The organism is Methylobacterium sp. OAE515 (genome assembly GCF_041806315.1).
In the GTDB taxonomy this organism is placed as follows: Bacteria; Pseudomonadota; Alphaproteobacteria; order Rhizobiales; family Beijerinckiaceae; genus Methylobacterium; species Methylobacterium tardum.
Map to the genome: position 1 here is coordinate 4,591,966 of NZ_JBGMUV010000001.1, position 16,408 is coordinate 4,608,373.

The window sequence follows — 16,408 nt, forward strand, 5'->3', positions numbered from 1 at the left end:
CAACCTCTCCGGGCGGGCGCGCAGGCGCCCCGCCTCTCCCGCACCCCGCGGCGGCCGCCAGGCGGCCGTCGACAGGAGACTTTGACCCCATGTGGCGCGCCCTCGCCTTCCTGGCCCTGCTCGCACTCGCCGCCTTCGGCGCGGTCTGGATCGCCGACAGGCCCGGCACCGTCACCGTCGTCTGGAACGGCTACCAGATCGGCACCAGCCTGGCCGTCGCCCTCGTCGGCGTGATCGCGGCCGCGATCGTTCTCGGTCTGCTCTGGGCGATCGTGCGCGGCGTGATCAGCCTGCCCGAGGCCCTGGTCCGGGGCTCCGCGGAGCGGCGCCGGGCCAAGGGGCTCTCGGCCCTCTCCCGCGGCATGGTGGCGGTCGGCTCGGGCGATCCGCTGGCGGCGCGCCGCTACGCGGGCGACGCCGAGCGCCTCCTCGGCAGCGAGCCGCTGACCCTGCTGCTCAAGGCGCAGGCGGCGCAGATCTCCGGCGACCGCGACGCCGCCGAGAGCGCCTTCCAGCGCATGGTCGACGATCCGGAGACGCGGGTGCTGGGCCTGCGCGGGCTGTTCGTGGAGGCCCGGCGCCGGGAGGACGAGACCGCCGCCCGCGCCTACGCCACGGAGGCCGCGCGCCTCGCTCCGAGCGTCACCTGGGCCAACGAGGCGCTGCTGGAGGCGCAGAGCGCCGACGGCGACTGGGCCGCGGCCCTGGAGACCATCGAGCGGCGCTCCTCCCTGGGCCTGATCGACAAGGCGAGTGCCCGCCGTCAGAGGGCCGTCCTCCTCACGGCCATCGCGGGCGAGCGCGAGGCCGGCGAACCGGAACTGGCCGCCGAGCGCGTGCTGCAGGCGGTCAAGCTCGCGCCCGACCTCGTTCCGGCCGCCTGCATCGCCGGCCGGCTCCTCGCCCGCCGCGGCGACCTCAAGAAGGCCGCCCGCATCGTCGAGGCGGCCTGGAAGGCCAACCCGCATCCCGATCTCGCCAAGGTCTATCTCGGCCTCCGGCCCGGCGATTCGGTTCGCGACCGCCTCGCCCGGGCCGAGACCCTGGCCAAGCTGTCCTCCTGGGATCCGGAGGCCCGACTCGCCGTGGCGCAGGCCGCCCTCGACGCGCGGGATTACGGTCGCGCCCGCGAAGCCGCGAAGCCGCTTCTCGCCGACCGCCCAACCGTGCGCGCCTGCCTGATGATGGCGGCGATCGAGGAGGCCGAGCACGGCGCCGCTTCCGGGCAGGCCCGCGAGTGGCTCGCCCGCGCCGCCCGGGCGCCGCGCGATCCCGTCTGGATCGCCGACGGCGTCGCCTCCGACACCTGGGCCCCCGTCTCGCCGGTCACCGGACGTCTCGACGCGTTCGCGTGGCGCGAGCCGCCGAACACCTTGGTGGCCGCGCCCGCCGTGGATCCGGAGCCGGAGCCCAAGCCCGCCGCGCCCGTCCTGGCGCCGGCCGGTCCAAGTGACGGCCTGAACCCGCCGCGCGCAAGCGTAACGGATCGACACGCGAGCGAATCGAAGGCGGCCCCGCTGCCGACCCTCGTGCCGGCCCCCATGAGCGGGGACAAGGCTGCCGGGTCGGACCCCGTTTCGGCCGGCATGGCGGCCGCCGCGCTGCCGGCCTCCGGGGCCGAGCGCGCCGTGCGCAAGATCGGATGACCGGTCTGCCCGGCGCGCAGGGTGCTGCTGCGACGCCGCGAACAGAGGTTCGTTGTGTTCGGTTTAGCCACTATGAGTTGCCGGACTCACGGTACCGTGTAGCTTGTGCGTAGCGTCACCAACCGAGGGTTAGATCATCCGCCGCACCGTACCCGCCCCGGACACGTCCCCGCCCCGGTCGGATTCCACGCGGATGCCGCGCGGCGCGGTGCGGCCGTGACGCTTCTCGACGACGACAACGAGCCGCGGCGGCAGGTCGGCGCCCTGCCGTTTCGGCTCGGGCGGGACGGGAAGCCCAAGATCCTGCTCGTGACGTCGCGGGAGAGCCGACGCTGGGTCATCCCGAAGGGCTGGCCCATGAAGGGCCGCAAGCCGTTCCAGGCCGCCGCCCGGGAGGCCTACGAGGAGGCGGGCCTGCGCGGTGCGGTCGGCAAGCGGCCGATTGGCCACTACCTCTATCAGAAGCGGCTGAAGAACCTCGACGCGGTCCTGTGTCAGGTGAAGGTGTTCCCGCTCAAGGTGCGCAAGCAGCTCAAGCATTTTCCCGAGGAGCATCAGCGGGAGCTGCGCTGGTTCACGCCTGCGGAGGCGGCCGAGGCTGTGTCCGAGCCGGGGCTCGCCGCCATCATTCGCGCTGCGTGCCGCACGTAAAGCACGCGGATGCGCAACGCGGCGTTGCCAACGCGTCGGCGATCCGTTATGGCCCCACTCAGCCGGACGGACACGCCCCCCGCGGGGGCGCCCCGGCCACCTGCTGCGGTAGCTCAGTGGTAGAGCACTTCATTGGTAATGAAGAGGTCGAGAGTTCAATCCTCTCTCGCAGCACCAGCAAATTCAATAACTTAGATAGCAACTTAGGAAGTGCTCAGAGGTTCGCGAGAACCTCGGGCGCTTCGGAGAACCCGTCTTCGGGTTCACTCCTGGGCCGCCGCACTCGCGCTCCGCTCGCATAGACGCCCCTCCCCTGCCCGCGGTAGCCTCGCCTTATGAGCGAGCCCCACGACACGATTCCCGAGGCCGTTGAGGCGCTCCGAGCCCGCGGCCACAGCGTCGAGCCGGACGAAACGTCTGAGCGCTGGCTGATCGACGATAGCGTTTGGGTGTCGGCCGTGCGTCTGTTAAAGCTCGCAGAGTACGTTCGCCTGAAGAATAGCCCGGCGCGCATTCAGTAAGGCGCGGCCATGACCTTCACGTGGCGCCGCACGTTCCCAGACACCCACCACGACCTCGGCGCCGAACGACGAAGCCATGAGCGATGATCCCGAACCCACGCACGAGCGCGCCGCGATCCAGCACATGATGCGGCGCCTGGACGGGTTCGCGCGCGGGCTCGGCCTAGACGAGGCGGCGACGCGGCTGATCGTCGAGCAGGTCTACGCCGACATGCCGGTGCACAGGGACGGGGAGCGTCTCGAAGTAGCCCGCCAGCGCATGATCATCGCGTCCGCATGACCGACGACGCCGATCCGATCCTTGAGGCCGTCGAGGCGCTCCGAGCCCGTGGTCACAGCGTCGAGCCGGACGGTACGTCTGAGCACTGGCTGATCAACGATAGCGTTTGGGTGACGGCCGCGCGTCTGTTGAAGCCCGCAAGGTACGTTCGGCTGACGAATAGCCCCGCGCGCATTCAGTAGAACGCGGCTATGACCTTCGAGTAGCGTCGCACCTTCCCGGACACGCACCATGACTTCGTGGCCGAGGACGCTGGCCAGCACGTCGGTTGCATCCGGCGCATCGACGGCGGCCCGCAGAACGGCACATGGACCTGGAGATGCACGGGTTGCCAGCGCGGGAACGAGGCCGAGGGCGTGCCCCCGCTGAACGGCATGGCGGACTCTACCCTCAACCACCCGCGACGGGGACGCTGACGCGCACATCGACACTGCAGACGTTCGCGCCAGCTTCGTTCAGAACCTCAAGGTGCCAAGCGCCGCCCAGCTTTCGCCGATGCGCCTCGTCCCTCAGGAGTTCTCCGGCGAGCTGCGTGGCCGTGAACTGCGCAGCGTCATCGCTGGTCAGCTCAGTGCCTTCGGTATCGAGCTCGCTCCGGCCATCGTGGACGTTAAAGAAGTATCGCGGCACCCGCGCCTCCGTCTTGGCTCCATAGTGGGCAAACCCATGCTCATGACGGTTGTTCGGTCCAGTTTCGGACAGACTTATGCGTTGCCGAGCGAGACACGTGCCACCGGCGCCTCAGCGAGCACGCGCCGCGAACTCCCACACCGGCGGCCCCCAGGTCTGCCCGGTCTTCGTCCGGGAGCCGGAGATGCGGTCGAACACGATCCGGTCGAGCCATTGCGGCAGAGGTCGTAGCTCGGCCGTAATTCCATCATCGCAGATCGACAGGCTCGGCCGCGAGTACGACGTGTACTTGACGGGTGTATCGCTGAGAAGCTTCGACGGCGTCAGGGATGAAGATCTTGCGGATGGAGACGGACGGTACGGCAGTCAGCACTTCCAAGCTCAACGGGCCACGCATACAAGATTGAGCGCGTGGCCCGTGCAAACATCAGTCTTCCCATTCTTCGTCCAGGGCCGCTGGCGGCAGCGGGGGCAGACCAAAGAACGACTGCCGATAGAGATGAATATTTACGCGAGATGCGACGTTTTTTTGCGGCGTGTCAATGCCAAGAGCCTGATTAATTGTTGTATTTGAAATCATCTCCTCGCCCCAAATGCCAAGCGAGCCATTCCATTGAGGGCTTGCAGTTATCGCAAGGGCAGCATTGCGGAAATTCCAATTCAAATCTTTATTTCGAGCGATTAACCAAGCATTGTCTGTAGGGTAATCAACTCGATCGAGCGGTCTACTAGCAAATCCGGATTCTTGCCGCGGCCGCGTACTACCCCAATCACCGTAAATTATTCTCTGCCTGTTACTTGATCTTGCAACTTGATCCACGAGAACCCGATTATTGAACGGGAGTGTTGTCGGAGTTCTTCCCACAAATTCGGTGAACATATTCGGGATTGACGTGCACGAAACTACAATCGGTACAGATGCATCAATTTCAGATAGGCCAGCCGAGAGAATACCAGAAAACCATGCGGCCAAGCTAAGTGGATCAGAAACCCAGCCACCTTCAAGAATTACAGTAAAATCTGCCGAGCCTACGTCAGTTAACGCACCAATAATATCAGTAAAATTCCCGGGAAATCGCTCACGATAAATTCGCACACAGTACGATCTGCCCATATGCTGAAACGCTTCGATTTGGGCGCGGATCTCCGACTTTGTTAGCCCCCTTGTCTGTAAGCACGGCAGGACATGATCGTGTTCGCGCACAAACTCTGTCCAGTTTGCGAATGCGCCCGTACCGTCCTTCAATAGCGAAAGCTGACGCTGCGGCTCATTTTCTTGATTCGTGATAAGATACGCCTGGTCGATGTCCAAAAAATATGATCTGTTGGGGTAGGCGCGGTCGATACGCACGAGCGTTCGTTCGAGCGTCGCAGAATTCGCCCAAGGTGCCAGCAAAAAGCATGGCGTCATTCGATCTTTAGCTATACCCGGCAAAAATTCTAGGCCGTTCATCTCGCTCGGACGAACGGCCAGAGTTGGAACATATGACTTGTTTTCTAAAGCCATTGACTGCCTATGCTCCGGCGACCCTACCAAGGCGCAACTCCATTGCCGATTTCGATACGCCAAATCGGGCGGCAAGATCCTCGATAGTCGCTTCGGTTACGACCCCCTGATAATCAGCCTTGAGCATATCATCCACAACGGCGAGCGGCATCACGATATCTGCGGCCAACCTGTTCGCTTCAAACTCAACCTGCTCGGACGCACCAGACCGATACAGCACAGTGTCTGTGATGCCCTCGGAAGAGGTATCAATCAAATCGCGGTGCAACAGATAGTGTGCCAGCTCATGAGCAATCGTAAATCTCTGACGCTCCCTTGCCTCGTTGCGGTTGACCCGAATTACGTAATCACTGCCCTCTCTTGAAACTTGCCCAGAGACGCCGGTGCGCATGCTGGAGACCTTGACGGTACTTACGCCCAACTCCTTAGCGAGGTCGCCAAGCTTTACAGGAATTCGCGCAAGGTGCCGTTCAATTATCGAGCGCTTGACCGGGTCAACGCGCAGCATCTCTTTCGAGGTCATCCTTCCCTCCTATTCTTCCGATCCGCCGACTTCAGTGCCCCACTCGGCAGCTTGGTCTCGCTCCCGAACATAAACGCCAAGATATGCCTCAACAATCCGCTTGATTTTCACCTCGGAAAGAGCATCAGCGGATATATCTCTAGCGGTAAGCTCAGAGATCTCTCTCGCAGTAGCCTGTGCAGTAGATCTAGCTTCCGTTTTCAATCCTGAAAACGTGTAGGCGCCGATGATGCCAATACCGATGGCAAGGGCAGCGAGAACAACTGTCACTGCTGTCAGCATTACGCTGACGAAGCTGAGATACGTTGACATATTCTGCGAAGCATCAGTTGAAATTGTTTGCATCGCACCGACACGCTGCAAAATGCCAAACGCGAACAGCGCGTAGCAGGCAACGAGGCCGGCGATGAACGAAACGATTCCAATCAGAAGCTTCACTGTATCGTCCGGGCGTTGGGCATCTCGACAAGATTCTATGTTCTTGATTCGTACTCCGCAAGCCGTAGGCCAAGCGAGGGGGGAGCGCCTAACCCAATAGGCTCTCTGAAGCGAGCCCGCCTAGGCAACAGCTAGCCGAATTCAGAGCGGGCTTCGGTCGAGCAGTGGCCGCGGCGGGCTAGGAATAGCGAACGGCAGGTAGGTCACGTCCCGCTGCTGCCAGTCGAACCGTGCCGCGAGGACTGGCCCTTCGCTCGGCAGGTAATGCGCTCGGCCCCGCCCCGATCTGCTCACGGGGCGGGGGAGCGGGCGGCTCGGGGAAGAAACGGCAGAATGTTGGATGGCAGCGCGTCGGACGAAAGCGGATCTGACGGGGCATTGCACCGGGCAGGATCGTAAAGCTCGGTCTCTGCCTCCAGCTTGGGTGGTGACGCCGGAACGCTTTTGACTAAGAGCACCAACATCTGGAACCGGTCGTCCAGCATAGCCGCTGGCGGCTCCCCCGTGAGGGCTCGCCAGCGCGCGACGAACTCGGCGGGCGGCATGCGGGCAAGCGCCGTCACCTTAGGCAGAACGCGATCGGTCGACGACGGCGCGAAGGTGTCCATGGCAAAGGTAACTACAGCCGCGCTACGCGGATCCTCGCTGCCTCGTTACTGGGTAAATATCGTCCTACCGGCACGTGCGCGGTACAGCCCGCGCCGATGAGCCAGGCGGGGGAGCGTCCGATCTCACCAGCGTGTGAGTTGACGATTAGCACCATGGCTGCCAGCCGCTCGGGACCGGTTGCGGACGTAGCGGTTGGCTGCGAGAAGAACGAATGGATAAGCTTCAGGACCGGTCACCGCTGATCGCGGTGGAGTTCTACCTTGTGCAGGACTTCGCAAAGGGCGAGGAGCGGCTCGCGCGTCAGGATGGGGCCTACAAAGTGTATCCGCCGGACACGCTGCTACCAGTGATGAAAACGCTCAAGATTAAACTGACGAAAGAAATCGACGAACCGGGCGTCCTTCGTGAGTTCGTATTTTCGTTCGAGTTTGCTCGCGGCACCGACCTTTCACACCGTTGGCCGCCTTTTCCTGAGAAGGTCAACTAACGACGGTTTCCGATTCCTTGCGAGCTCGGCGCGTAAGGTCTGATCTCACCAGCGTGAGCCGAGCCGATACGCAACTTGGCTCGAGACAAGGATGGCCGGCCGGCGGTTACCGGGCGGTGCCAGCATCCAGCTCGCGATCGTCCCAGGTGGGGACCTGCGGCTCGAGTGGCGCGGCGGGCGTGCTCTCGACGAGAAGTGCCAGCATCTCGGTGCGCGAGGCGAGCAGGACGGCCGGCGGCTCGCCCGTGAGCATACGCCAGCGGCGAACGAAGTCTGTCACGGGCAGCTCGGCCACCGCTGATGCGCTGGACGTCAGGAAGTCCTGTAGCGTCTGCGCACGCTGGCCCATGTGCCTTGAACGGGCGTAATCCCGCGTCGATCCATTCGTCCGCCCCGGATGGTGAAGATATCGCTCCATCTCCGCGCACGAAAAAGCCCACCCGGATGGGACCCGGGCGGGCTTTACGCGACTGCGCCAGCGAGGCCGCACCGAGACCGACCGTCGAAAACGGCCACGATGCTGCTCTGCCGCCGCTCAGCCCCTTCAGCTGATCGCGAGAGGAAGCGTCGCGCGAAGCGGTTAATAGATCGCGACAGCGCGCAGGAAAAAGCCCGCGCCGGCGAACCGGGCGGGCAAAGAATGTCGGGACGATGCTCGCCGTGTCCTGTCGTGCCAGCGGCTGAGTTTGGGGAAGGTTAGCCGCCGCCACCGCTGCTACTGCCCCCGCCGCTGCCGGTCGACCGCGAACCGCGTGACGGCTGACCTGCATTGCCGCCGGCAGCAGAGCTTGCCGGACCACGCCCGCCAGTGTTGTTCGTGATAGGTGCTCCGGTACGCTTGGCCGACTTCATATGACGTGAACGCGCGTCAGCGGGCGTGGTCGTCTGTGTCATCACGAAGGATGATAGGGCTAAGGCGCATGCGCCAAGCAGGAGCTTCTTCACGGGAGTTCTCCAATTCACTCGAACCCAGACAACCCGTGATGAGAGCGTAATATCCGCAGCGCCGTACTCATAACCGTTCTCGGCGCGCCATTAGACGGATCAGCTCACGAAAAAGCCCCGCGCGGCGGTGCCGGTGGGGCTGAAGTCGGGAGGAGCCCGGGCTTCGCAAGCGGCGGGCCACCGGAATGCGGGTACGAAAAAACCGCCTCGGCCGGAGCCGGGCGGTTCGAGGTGGTTCGTTGAGAGGACTGATGGCCCGTCTACGCGCGGGAGGCTGCGCGGTTCCGGTCAGATCCGTGGCTCCCGGTCGAGCCAGGGTCGGAGCTTCTCGACCAGCCATCGCAGGTCAGGCTGGGTCAGGGCCAGCACCAGCACAAGGCTGAGCGCGATCACCCACTTGCTGCCGAGCAGGATGCGCTCCTTGGGCGGCACGCCCTCGCCAAACAGGTTGGGCGCGCTCACCATCAGCATGAAGCCAACGCCGGCCAGCGTGATGAAGTAGTAGTTCACCGCGTTGTTGACGACGAAGTTCTGGAAGCCACCGAACCGCCAGAGACCGCCGAAGATCCCCGTCCCGACCGAACCGATTGCGAGCAGGAAGACCCCCATCACGCCACGGTTCGATGGGTCCGGCCACCGCCGGCCGGCGATCGCCCGCATGGCGTTCGGCCAGTAGGTCACCAAGGCGATGGCCGCGGCCGAGAGGATGAAGACCCGAACGCATTCGCCGAGATCGTCCGGTGGCGTCGCGTGGGCAACGAGCCCGAATCCGATCGTCAGCAGGACGAAGAGCCAGAAGAACCGGCTGAACAGGACGTCCCTAATCCACTGCATCGTGCGCCCTGTCCATCTTCCTGAGCATGTCGGACATCGTCGCCTGGATCCGGGTCTCGGCCGACATCGCCTGCCCGGAGGTCAACACGAGGCCCAACGCGGCGCGGTCGTTGGCTTGGCGGGCCTTGCTAACCGAGGCTGAGCCCGCCTCAATCGGTACAACCGGCGGCGGTCCGCCCCGGCGCGTCGGGCGAGCCGACTTCGGCGTGGTGAGCCACTGCTGAAGCATCTTGAGCGCCCCCATCATGGCGGCCCCGGGAGACTCTGCCCCTTGCCGCCGAGGGACCAAGCGATGGCTCTGAGCACCTCGTGATTGCGGTCGATGCCACGCGCGTGCTCGCCGTTGAGCCGCTCCAGGTTGGCTACGTGCTGGACGAGCTCGCCGAGCTTTGCGGCCAAGCGCTCCATCGAGGCCGTCCTGTCAGCCTGCGTTTGCGAGATGACGTTGAGCGCGCCCGTGTTGTTGTTGAGCGCCGTCATCACCTCGCGGATTTCGGCGATCCGCTGGTCCGAGATGGCGCGATGCCGCTCGTCCCACGCGTCGCGGTCCTCTTCGTGTTCCTGCTGCTGCTTCTCGAGGGCGGCCTTGTGCTGCTTCGGCTGCCACCAGACGACGATCCAGGCGAGGATCGCGATCGCCGCAAGGGCAAGAACCAGAAGGGCGCCGGTAACGCCGCCCTCGGCGACGATTTTTGAAGCCGCGTCGTTGACCGCGGGGGGGATGCCAGTCGGGATCCCGGTCGGGACATCGGCCGCGGCGAGGAGGATGTGCTCCACGGCTCAGCGCTTCGGCGCGATCGCTGGCGCGGCGGTACCCTTTACCTTGTCGTAGGAACGCAGCCCCGCGATCCCGAGCATGCCGGTGAGCACGGTCATAAGTACCTCCGACGGCGGCACCGGCGGCATGGGGATGCCGATGGAGAGCGCGGCGTTCATGATGCCCGTCAGCCACGCGAGGAGCGGCTGCACAAGGGCCACGTAAAGCAGGCCGACGCCGCAGCCCCAGCCGACGAACGGGCGCCAGCCGCCCACGAACAGCGACGGATTCTGCGCCTCGGCCGTGTTGGTCTCGGCCTGGGCTTTGGCGATTTCGGCGGCGGACTGCGCCACCGCGGCCTCGCGATCAGCGACGAGCTTCTGCATCTCGATCGCGGCCTGCGCCTGCTGCCCTGGATCCGGGATGAAGCGGCCGATGATGTTGGTGATGCCCTCGATTACCGCGGGGGCAGCGGTGAGAGCTCCGATGATTCCGGCGGCCATAGCGTCAGTCCTTCTTCGCGGGCGGCATGTTGGTGCGGAGATTGGCGAGGAGTCGGCTGAACAGGCCGGGCTTCTTCGGGGCCGGCGCGGGAGCGGGCGCAGCTACCGGCGGATCGGCGGCACGGCGTGGTGCAGGGGTGACGAGCGGCGGCACCGGAGCGACGGTGACCGGCACGACAGGCGCAGACGCAACCACGCCGCCCGGGGCGTGCCCGGCAGCCTTCAGCGCCTTCACGAACGCGTCGTAGTAGGCGGCGATCGTCGACGCCTTGTCGGTCCCGTTGATGATCCGGCGCGCGTTGACCGGGTCGGGCAGCTTGCCGGGCCCAAAGTAGTCGGCGAGCTTCTTGCCGGTGAACCAGCCCTCGGCCATCCCGAGGAACATGACCGGCGCCGCGATGTCCGGCGTCATCGCCATGTCGGGCGCGGCGGTCAGGTCCAGGCTGTGGTCCAGATAGCCCCGGTTCTGCAGCTCGCCCGTCGCCCGACGGTAGTTCGCCCGGCCGGTGAGTTGGACGTAGCCGCGCCCACAGAACTTGGCGCCGTCGCCCGGGACCGTGTTGCCCAGCGTCTTCGCCGTCGCGGGCCGGTCGCCCTGCGGATCGTACATCCGCCGGAAGTAGGCCTCACCGCCCATCTCCTTGATCGGGAGCATGGTGCGGGCTGTCTCGTGGAAGGCGGTCGCGAGGCAGTAGGCCAGTTCTTGGCTGCCGAGATCCGGCGGGCAGGCGTCGAGGATCGCAGACATTCCCGAGACCTGCCCCTGCGTCAGGGCCATCGGGAACGGGTTCTTGCGCGCAGCCGCGAAGAACGCGCTGCGGTCGAGGCTCGCGGCCATGGTGGTCTCTCAGGCTGTAGGGAGGGAATGCGACCCGAGCTTCAGCCCAGGCGGTCAATGGTGTTTTTCAGGATGGCCGCGAGTTGCGGCTCGATCCCGAACCGGTCGACACACATCGGCAGATTGACCGCCTTGTTCGCGTTCCGCTCGGCGGCGGCGCGCCAGTCGCAGAACATCTCCACGAGGTCGAACAGGTCCATGCCGGCCACGCCATCGGCATAGTGCTCGGGATGATGGGTGTTGGCCTCGTAGTGGTGCTTGAGGCCCTCACCGAGCCGAGTGAGGCTGGCCTTGTACTCGTCGGAGCCGAACGTCAGCTCCTTCAGCTTAGGTGTTTCACGATCAAAGAACGGCTTCTCCTCGGGACCGAGTTTCGATTGATCGTGGACCCGTCCGCGCTCCAGCATCTCCGCAGCGAAGGCACCGAGAAAGTCCCGGACGCGATGGATGTGCGCGAGCGTCTCCGCTCGGCTGTCGTAAACCTCGGCCATGATCGCCTCTCGGGTTGTGGAGGAAGGGTCAGCGCCCGCGCGGCGGCCGGGCGCAGATCCAGACGGGGCCACCGCGCTCAATGAAGACCGGCACGCAGGAGCGGCGCCTGGGCTGAGCCTCGGCCCGCGCGGGTCACAGCACGGTGCCGGCGAGCCCGAGGGCGCCGATCACCGCCCACGTCTGCCCGTACTTCCGGAGGAGCGGCCCGATCGGGAAGCCGAGGAGCCAGATCACGGCGGCGATGCACCCGACGATGAGGGCGCCAGCCGCGATCACGATTAGCAGTCCCAGCACGTAGTCGACCCACGTGCAGGGCGGCGCGCCAGGCGTGAATGGAGAGCAGGCGCAGGCGTGCGCCAGCGCCGCGAGGAAGCGGGTCATGGACGGCTCCAGTCGGCGGGCGTCAGTCGCTCTCTTCGGCGGACAGGTGCAGCGTCAGCGCCGTCGTGGCGGGCTGGAACGGGTCGTAGTTCGCGAGGCTGCTCAGCAGCGAGATGACCGCCGGCATGGTGCGGGACTCGCGGACGATGCCGGTCACGGTGATCGTCTTGTCGGCGTTCAGCGTCAGGCCCGAGAGCCGGAAGACGTAGTCGCGTGTGCCGGTGGCCTGAATCGTGTGCCGAATGACCGGCAGCGCGGCGAAGAAACCCGCGGGGATCGTGGCTGACACCGTACCGCCCGCCGGCACGCTGATCGCCTTCGCCCAGGAGCCAGCCGGCTTGTCGCCGAGCGGCAGTTCCTTCAAGACGCCGCCGATCCGGCAGACGGGCCGGCGCTGGGTCACCTCAGGCCGCCTTCACCACGTAGTCGTCGGGCTCGAAGCCGATCTCTGTGGTGGAGATCCCCTCGCCGATGAACTGGTCGATCTTGCCCGCGCCGCTGATCGGCGTCGCGGTGAAGCCGCCGGCCGTGGTGTCGAGGTAGTACCGCTGGCCGGGCACGATGCCCGTGAGCCCGGTGATCTTGCGCCCGAAATAGACGGTGACCTGCGCGCCGGACGCGACGGAATCGAGCACGAAGCCGTGGCAGGGCTTGCCCTCGGCGGTCGCGTCGGCCTTGCGCACGGACGCCGTGTTGCTGCTGTTCCAGATGGACACGAGGTTGCCGGCCGACAGGGCTTCGGTGGCCGGCAGCACCTTCACGTCGGCACCGTAGGCGACCGGCATCACCGACGCATCGAGGTGGCCGGTATCGTCCAGGGCCGGAATGTCGCCGGCATTGGCGGCGCCGGCCGAGACGACCGTCCCCAGGATCTCGCGCCAGACACCGGCGACACGGCGGGCGAATGTCTTTGCGGGCATGCGCGGCTCCTACACTGCGAGGAAGTACGGCTCGTCGAGGTCGACGAGGAGGACGGTCGGCGCCGTGGCCCGGCCGATCCGCAGGACGCAGCCGGTGGCGGGCGGATCCTGGGTCAGAAGGCCGTCGAGGCCGAGGAATACTGGGCCGAGCGCGAACGACCACGATGGTTCGGCGACGGGACCGTGGGTCACCACCGGAATGGCGGTGCCCGCCACGGCAGCGGCAGTCGTCAGGCCGATCACCGCGCCGGCCCGTTCCGCATCGTCGCTGGAGGCGAGGTCGACGCCGCCCGGGACGGCGCAGACCACGCGGTGGCCGCCGAGGTCTGCTGCGGCGATGTAGGGGTCGGAGAGGAGGTTGATCAGCCGACGCTTCTGGAACTCGCTCAGCAGGTAGGCCATCAGCTCGTCGGCCGATGCGAAGGCGCTGCCGTCCAGCCGCGCGTAGTTCTCCCACGCGTCGTTGACGATGTAGTCCGCCCCGTGAAGCACGCGGATGCCGACGCCGATCGCCGTGAAATCGGCGGTCAAGGACCCTGCCGTGAAGCTGTCCCGATACCCCTCAATGTAGAGGGCGTTCGTATCAAAGAAGACCGCTGTCATGCTGCGGCTACCGTCGGCCGGACGAACAGGCTCTCGGGGCTCACGACGCAGGGCACCGACGACTGCACCATGACGAGGGCGCCGTTGTTCTTGAAGCCTGAGCCAGGAAAGACCTGGAACAGCTCGTCGACCCGCTCCGACGTGCCGGCTGGGGCGACTAGCGTGCGGGCTCGCGTGGCGGCAGCGCCTTGGATCCCGCTGGTATTGCCGATTACGAAGAAGTTGGTCTGGAAGGCGCCTTCCGCGATCTGCGCCACGACGGAGAAGCGCACGCGGATGTCGTAGCTATCACCATCGGCCCGCGCCCGGACGGTGCAGCCATCCGGGTCAAGGAAGGAGAAGTCTGTGAACGGCCCGCGCAGCGAGTTCGCCATCATCAGCGGCGCGGTCAGCGTGAACGGCTTCTGCTCACCCGGCACGAGCATGATCGGCGTGGCCGTGATCTCGTCGTAGCGGATGTAGCCGTAGTCGCCGGGGCCGCCCTGCGGGCCAGCCGGCCCGGGCGGACCCTGCTGATCCGTCACCAGAAGCGTCGAGGGCACCGGGGTCAGCGCAAGCCGAACCGGCGCATCCGTGACCCGAAGCGCTGCGGGCGGCTGCTCAGCCAAGCGCAGCACGACCGGATCCTCGGTGCGCAGAAGACCGACCACGCGGCTCATGGCACGAACGTCCGCGGATCGAGCGGCAGGATGCAGATCAGCCCGTAGGGGTACGTCTCGCCCTCGGCATCCGTGTAGGTCACCATGATCCGGCAAGGATAGCCGCGGCTGTCCAGCCGATGCGGGATGATGTCCTTCGTCTGCTCGGGCGCGAGATAGAACTCGAACGAGGCCGTCGCGACGTCGATGTTCCGGGCGGCGATCGGCGACGGCGCGAGCTGATCGGGCACGTAGAGTTCGCCCGCGATCGTCCACGTGGAGATGTCGAGCGGCGCGCCGTCGAGATCGGTCATCTGAGCCGGGATGCGCCACGCGTAGCCGACGTAGCGGCTGATCGCGATCGGCGCGGGAGCGGGCGTCGTCGACATGCGCGAGCCTCAGATCGTCAGGCGGTGAAGGTCGGCCACTTGATCGCGGCGAACACCGCCTGCGCGAGCTCCGCGTCGGCTGCGGCCTCGATCTCGGCCTTGGCCAGAAGCCGGGCACCGCGGATCGCCGCCCCGGCCTGGAGGTAGGCCTCGTAGGCGGCCTTGACCGAGCGCGCGACGCCCAGCACATCGGTCGCAGGCTTCTTGGTCTGCGGGTCGATATCGACGCCGATGGTGACCGCCAGCATCGGGTAATCCGATGCGTTCACGTCGCCGGTGGCCTGCAGGGCAGCCCGCGCCTGCGCATAGGCCTCCTGGTACTCCATCGCCTGACCGGAGCCGGGCGTGATGAGCGTCAGGCGCAGCGCCTCCGCCGCGGCGTCGATCTGGGCCTTCAGGCCGGCCTTGAAGGCGGGGAGATCTACCGGCGCATCGACCAGAGGCGCCGGAGGCGTGAACGTCACCTTGCCCTTCGCGTCGACGGCGTAGCCATAGCCCTCGCCGACCGAGGTGTCGGGGCATGCGACGAGCGTTGCCGCGATATCGGCATGGAAGGCGTCGGCCACCTCCACGTCGTCCGGAAGGCTGATGATCTCGGCGACGGCGCCGTCGTGGATGCGAGCGTAGCGCATGAGCAGGCGTCCTCAGTAGGTGATGTTCACTTGGCCGGCGCCGCCGAGGCCGCCAGCAAACCCGTTGACGCCACCCTGGCCGCCGGCGCCGGGCGAGTAGCCGCCCTGGCCCGCTGCGTTGAGCGCCTGCGTAGGCGGTGGGCCGCCGAACTGCGCGGCGCCGCCCACGCCGCCGCCCGCGATCCCAGGGCCGGACAGGTTGAACCCGACAGCACCCGCCCCGGACTGGGCATTGAACTGGCCGCCGGACCCGATGCCGCCGGGTGAGGACGAGGGGTAGACACCCGCACCAGCTTGGCCGCCACCGCCGCTGCCCCCGGTGGCAGACAGCAGGGAGCCGACCGAGGAGGTGCCGCCGTTGCCACCTCCAGAGGGGCTCGGAGAGCCGAGACCCGCGGTGCCACGGGCGCCGACGATGACGGGGATCTGCTGACGCGGCGATACTTGGTAAGAGCCTTCGGCATAGCCGCCTGCGCCACCGCCGCCAGCCACGGCACCAGAGGCGCCCGATCCGCCTCCGCCCGCACCGCCGCCCCAGACTCGGCAGAAAATCTTGAAGATGTTGTCTGGAACGATGAAGGTGAACGAGCCCGGCGTCGTATACGCCACGCCACCGCTATTAGCGGCAAGGAAGGTCGCAGCGGTCGAGCCGGTATCGCTGGCCACCGATCCGCTGATGCGAAACCGGGTGCCATCGAACCGGAACTTGAACGGCGTGTTGGCCGGCACGTCGCCGGCCACGAGCGGCGCGGCGGCTCTGCTGGTCAGGTTGAGCTTCCCAGGCAGCAGGCCGAATCCGGTCAGGGTCACGGTCATCGGCCCGGTGTTCGGCGCGCTGATGACGCCGGAGAACTCCATGCCTGCGAGCAGGGCGGGCCAGATGATAGAGCCGGGAAGCGCGCCGGTCAGATCGTTCGCGGTGAGAGGTTGTGCGAGCGTGCCGAGCCACGTGCCGCGCGAGATCGACTGCCCCAGCTGGGTCGTATCGGAGCCGTCGGCGCTGTCGGCCAAGCCGCCAGCCCTCTGAGCGTTCAGGATCTCCGACTGCGGGTCCACGAACAGCCCGAATGGCGGGAACGAGCCATCCGTGCCGGTTCCTGGATTGCCGTTCGTCCACGGCAGCGCGGCGTTCTCGATCCCGGTTGCCGGGTCGAGCGGGGAATGCTGCTTCAAGGGAGTGCTCC

At 66.2% G+C, this 16,408-nt stretch carries 26 protein-coding genes and 1 tRNA gene; 7 read left to right on the forward strand and 20 right to left on the reverse strand.

Features of this window, described 5'->3' with window-relative positions; all coding sequences use genetic code 11:
* The first annotated feature begins 89 nt into the window (after positions 1–89).
* The 6 genes from ABIE45_RS22285 to ABIE45_RS22310 all read left to right on the forward strand — a co-directional run bounded on the left by ABIE45_RS22285 (position 90) and on the right by ABIE45_RS22310 (position 3,280).
* A complete protein-coding gene (locus ABIE45_RS22285; protein ID WP_192708283.1) occupies positions 90–1,646 on the forward strand; it encodes a heme biosynthesis HemY N-terminal domain-containing protein in 1,557 nt (518 codons plus the stop codon).
* Between the two features lie 216 nt (positions 1,647–1,862).
* Positions 1,863–2,297 (forward strand): NUDIX hydrolase, encoded by a 435-nt coding sequence (locus tag ABIE45_RS22290; protein ID WP_192708282.1) that lies wholly within the window; start codon positions 1,863–1,865, stop codon positions 2,295–2,297.
* Positions 2,298–2,399: 102 nt separating this feature from the next.
* Positions 2,400–2,474 (forward strand) — tRNA-Thr (locus ABIE45_RS22295).
* A 158-nt stretch (positions 2,475–2,632) separates the two neighbouring features.
* A complete protein-coding gene (locus ABIE45_RS22300) occupies positions 2,633–2,818 on the forward strand; it encodes a hypothetical protein (RefSeq protein WP_192708281.1) in 186 nt (61 codons plus the stop codon).
* A 76-nt stretch (positions 2,819–2,894) separates the two neighbouring features.
* Positions 2,895–3,098, forward strand: a complete 204-nt coding sequence (locus tag ABIE45_RS22305) for a hypothetical protein (RefSeq protein WP_192708280.1) — start codon at positions 2,895–2,897, stop codon at positions 3,096–3,098.
* Positions 3,095–3,280: a hypothetical protein gene (locus ABIE45_RS22310; protein ID WP_192708279.1), complete on the forward strand. Its 186-nt coding sequence runs from the start codon at positions 3,095–3,097 to the stop codon at positions 3,278–3,280. Before ABIE45_RS22305 ends, ABIE45_RS22310 begins: the two co-directional genes overlap by 4 nt.
* Before the next feature lie 208 nt (positions 3,281–3,488).
* On the opposite strand, the gene ABIE45_RS22315 is transcribed toward ABIE45_RS22310, so the two are convergent.
* The 5 genes from ABIE45_RS22315 to ABIE45_RS22335 form a co-directional block, all read right to left on the reverse strand.
* Complete coding sequence (locus ABIE45_RS22315; RefSeq protein ID WP_192708278.1) at positions 3,489–3,728, reverse strand: hypothetical protein; 240 nt, start codon at positions 3,726–3,728, stop codon at positions 3,489–3,491.
* A 427-nt stretch (positions 3,729–4,155) separates the two neighbouring features.
* Positions 4,156–5,235 (reverse strand): beta family protein, encoded by a 1,080-nt coding sequence (locus tag ABIE45_RS22320; protein ID WP_192708277.1) that lies wholly within the window; start codon positions 5,233–5,235, stop codon positions 4,156–4,158.
* Between the two features lie 7 nt (positions 5,236–5,242).
* Entirely contained in the window at positions 5,243–5,758 is a 516-nt protein-coding gene (locus tag ABIE45_RS22325; protein WP_192708276.1) for an ImmA/IrrE family metallo-endopeptidase, read from the reverse strand.
* Positions 5,759–5,767: 9 nt separating this feature from the next.
* Positions 5,768–6,196, reverse strand: coding sequence for a hypothetical protein (locus tag ABIE45_RS22330; RefSeq protein ID WP_192708275.1), 429 nt, complete (start codon positions 6,194–6,196; stop codon positions 5,768–5,770).
* A 290-nt stretch (positions 6,197–6,486) separates the two neighbouring features.
* Entirely contained in the window at positions 6,487–6,804 is a 318-nt protein-coding gene (locus ABIE45_RS22335; RefSeq protein ID WP_192708274.1) for a hypothetical protein, read from the reverse strand.
* Between the two features lie 212 nt (positions 6,805–7,016).
* On the opposite strand from ABIE45_RS22335, the gene ABIE45_RS22340 reads away from it, so the two are divergent.
* On the forward strand, positions 7,017–7,292 hold the full coding sequence (locus tag ABIE45_RS22340; RefSeq protein WP_192708273.1) for a hypothetical protein: 276 nt from the start codon (positions 7,017–7,019) through the stop codon (positions 7,290–7,292).
* Positions 7,293–7,398: 106 nt separating this feature from the next.
* Here the strand turns inward: ABIE45_RS22340 and ABIE45_RS22345 are convergent, their stop codons facing one another.
* The 15 genes from ABIE45_RS22345 to ABIE45_RS22415 all read right to left on the reverse strand — a co-directional run bounded on the left by ABIE45_RS22345 (position 7,399) and on the right by ABIE45_RS22415 (position 16,397).
* Positions 7,399–7,572: a hypothetical protein gene (locus ABIE45_RS22345; protein ID WP_373622537.1), complete on the reverse strand. Its 174-nt coding sequence runs from the start codon at positions 7,570–7,572 to the stop codon at positions 7,399–7,401.
* Positions 7,573–8,525: 953 nt separating this feature from the next.
* The gene (locus tag ABIE45_RS22350) at positions 8,526–9,071 is read right to left on the reverse strand and encodes a hypothetical protein (protein WP_192708271.1); all 546 of its coding nucleotides are present in this window, start codon (positions 9,069–9,071) and stop codon (positions 8,526–8,528) included.
* On the reverse strand, positions 9,058–9,318 hold the full coding sequence (locus ABIE45_RS22355) for a hypothetical protein (protein WP_192708270.1): 261 nt from the start codon (positions 9,316–9,318) through the stop codon (positions 9,058–9,060). Before ABIE45_RS22355 ends, ABIE45_RS22350 begins: the two co-directional genes overlap by 14 nt.
* On the reverse strand, positions 9,315–9,848 hold the full coding sequence (locus ABIE45_RS22360) for a hypothetical protein (RefSeq protein WP_192708269.1): 534 nt from the start codon (positions 9,846–9,848) through the stop codon (positions 9,315–9,317). Before ABIE45_RS22360 ends, ABIE45_RS22355 begins: the two co-directional genes overlap by 4 nt.
* Positions 9,849–9,851: 3 nt before the next feature.
* Entirely contained in the window at positions 9,852–10,331 is a 480-nt protein-coding gene (locus ABIE45_RS22365; protein WP_192707466.1) for a 3TM-type holin, read from the reverse strand.
* A 4-nt stretch (positions 10,332–10,335) separates the two neighbouring features.
* Complete coding sequence (locus tag ABIE45_RS22370; RefSeq protein WP_192708268.1) at positions 10,336–11,169, reverse strand: hypothetical protein; 834 nt, start codon at positions 11,167–11,169, stop codon at positions 10,336–10,338.
* 41 nt (positions 11,170–11,210) lie between these two features.
* Positions 11,211–11,660 (reverse strand): DUF5662 family protein, encoded by a 450-nt coding sequence (locus tag ABIE45_RS22375; protein WP_209578353.1) that lies wholly within the window; start codon positions 11,658–11,660, stop codon positions 11,211–11,213.
* A 133-nt stretch (positions 11,661–11,793) separates the two neighbouring features.
* Complete coding sequence (locus ABIE45_RS22380) at positions 11,794–12,042, reverse strand: hypothetical protein (protein ID WP_192708267.1); 249 nt, start codon at positions 12,040–12,042, stop codon at positions 11,794–11,796.
* Positions 12,043–12,064: 22 nt separating this feature from the next.
* Positions 12,065–12,445: a hypothetical protein gene (locus ABIE45_RS22385; protein WP_192708266.1), complete on the reverse strand. Its 381-nt coding sequence runs from the start codon at positions 12,443–12,445 to the stop codon at positions 12,065–12,067.
* Position 12,446: 1 nt separating this feature from the next.
* A complete protein-coding gene (locus tag ABIE45_RS22390; RefSeq protein ID WP_192708265.1) occupies positions 12,447–12,962 on the reverse strand; it encodes a hypothetical protein in 516 nt (171 codons plus the stop codon).
* 9 nt (positions 12,963–12,971) lie between these two features.
* The gene (locus ABIE45_RS22395) at positions 12,972–13,565 is read right to left on the reverse strand and encodes a hypothetical protein (RefSeq protein ID WP_192708264.1); all 594 of its coding nucleotides are present in this window, start codon (positions 13,563–13,565) and stop codon (positions 12,972–12,974) included.
* Entirely contained in the window at positions 13,562–14,224 is a 663-nt protein-coding gene (locus tag ABIE45_RS22400; protein ID WP_192708263.1) for a hypothetical protein, read from the reverse strand. Before ABIE45_RS22400 ends, ABIE45_RS22395 begins: the two co-directional genes overlap by 4 nt.
* Positions 14,221–14,592 carry a hypothetical protein gene (locus tag ABIE45_RS22405; RefSeq protein ID WP_192708262.1) on the reverse strand — a complete coding sequence of 124 codons (372 nt, stop codon included), beginning with the start codon at positions 14,590–14,592 and terminating at the stop codon, positions 14,221–14,223. Before ABIE45_RS22405 ends, ABIE45_RS22400 begins: the two co-directional genes overlap by 4 nt.
* Before the next feature lie 17 nt (positions 14,593–14,609).
* Positions 14,610–15,224: a hypothetical protein gene (locus ABIE45_RS22410; RefSeq protein WP_192708261.1), complete on the reverse strand. Its 615-nt coding sequence runs from the start codon at positions 15,222–15,224 to the stop codon at positions 14,610–14,612.
* Between the two features lie 12 nt (positions 15,225–15,236).
* Complete coding sequence (locus tag ABIE45_RS22415) at positions 15,237–16,397, reverse strand: hypothetical protein (protein WP_192708260.1); 1,161 nt, start codon at positions 16,395–16,397, stop codon at positions 15,237–15,239.
* Positions 16,398–16,408: the final 11 nt, after the last annotated feature.

Coding starts and splice junctions, on each gene's coding strand:
- ABIE45_RS22285 (WP_192708283.1), top strand. CDS start 90: ATGTGGCGCGCCCTCGCCTTCCTGGCCCTGCTCGCACTCGCCGCCTTC.
- ABIE45_RS22300 (WP_192708281.1), top strand. CDS start 2,633: ATGAGCGAGCCCCACGACACGATTCCCGAGGCCGTTGAGGCGCTCCGA.
- ABIE45_RS22305 (WP_192708280.1), top strand. CDS start 2,895: ATGAGCGATGATCCCGAACCCACGCACGAGCGCGCCGCGATCCAGCAC.
- ABIE45_RS22310 (WP_192708279.1), top strand. CDS start 3,095: ATGACCGACGACGCCGATCCGATCCTTGAGGCCGTCGAGGCGCTCCGA.
- ABIE45_RS22320 (WP_192708277.1), bottom strand. CDS start 5,235: ATGGCTTTAGAAAACAAGTCATATGTTCCAACTCTGGCCGTTCGTCCG.
- ABIE45_RS22325 (WP_192708276.1), bottom strand. CDS start 5,758: ATGACCTCGAAAGAGATGCTGCGCGTTGACCCGGTCAAGCGCTCGATA.
- ABIE45_RS22335 (WP_192708274.1), bottom strand. CDS start 6,804: ATGGACACCTTCGCGCCGTCGTCGACCGATCGCGTTCTGCCTAAGGTG.
- ABIE45_RS22340 (WP_192708273.1), top strand. CDS start 7,017: ATGGATAAGCTTCAGGACCGGTCACCGCTGATCGCGGTGGAGTTCTAC.
- ABIE45_RS22350 (WP_192708271.1), bottom strand. CDS start 9,071: ATGCAGTGGATTAGGGACGTCCTGTTCAGCCGGTTCTTCTGGCTCTTC.
- ABIE45_RS22355 (WP_192708270.1), bottom strand. CDS start 9,318: ATGATGGGGGCGCTCAAGATGCTTCAGCAGTGGCTCACCACGCCGAAG.
- ABIE45_RS22365 (WP_192707466.1), bottom strand. CDS start 10,331: ATGGCCGCCGGAATCATCGGAGCTCTCACCGCTGCCCCCGCGGTAATC.
- ABIE45_RS22370 (WP_192708268.1), bottom strand. CDS start 11,169: ATGGCCGCGAGCCTCGACCGCAGCGCGTTCTTCGCGGCTGCGCGCAAG.
- ABIE45_RS22375 (WP_209578353.1), bottom strand. CDS start 11,660: ATGGCCGAGGTTTACGACAGCCGAGCGGAGACGCTCGCGCACATCCAT.
- ABIE45_RS22380 (WP_192708267.1), bottom strand. CDS start 12,042: ATGACCCGCTTCCTCGCGGCGCTGGCGCACGCCTGCGCCTGCTCTCCA.
- ABIE45_RS22390 (WP_192708265.1), bottom strand. CDS start 12,962: ATGCCCGCAAAGACATTCGCCCGCCGTGTCGCCGGTGTCTGGCGCGAG.
- ABIE45_RS22395 (WP_192708264.1), bottom strand. CDS start 13,565: ATGACAGCGGTCTTCTTTGATACGAACGCCCTCTACATTGAGGGGTAT.
- ABIE45_RS22400 (WP_192708263.1), bottom strand. CDS start 14,224: ATGAGCCGCGTGGTCGGTCTTCTGCGCACCGAGGATCCGGTCGTGCTG.
- ABIE45_RS22405 (WP_192708262.1), bottom strand. CDS start 14,592: ATGTCGACGACGCCCGCTCCCGCGCCGATCGCGATCAGCCGCTACGTC.
- ABIE45_RS22410 (WP_192708261.1), bottom strand. CDS start 15,224: ATGCGCTACGCTCGCATCCACGACGGCGCCGTCGCCGAGATCATCAGC.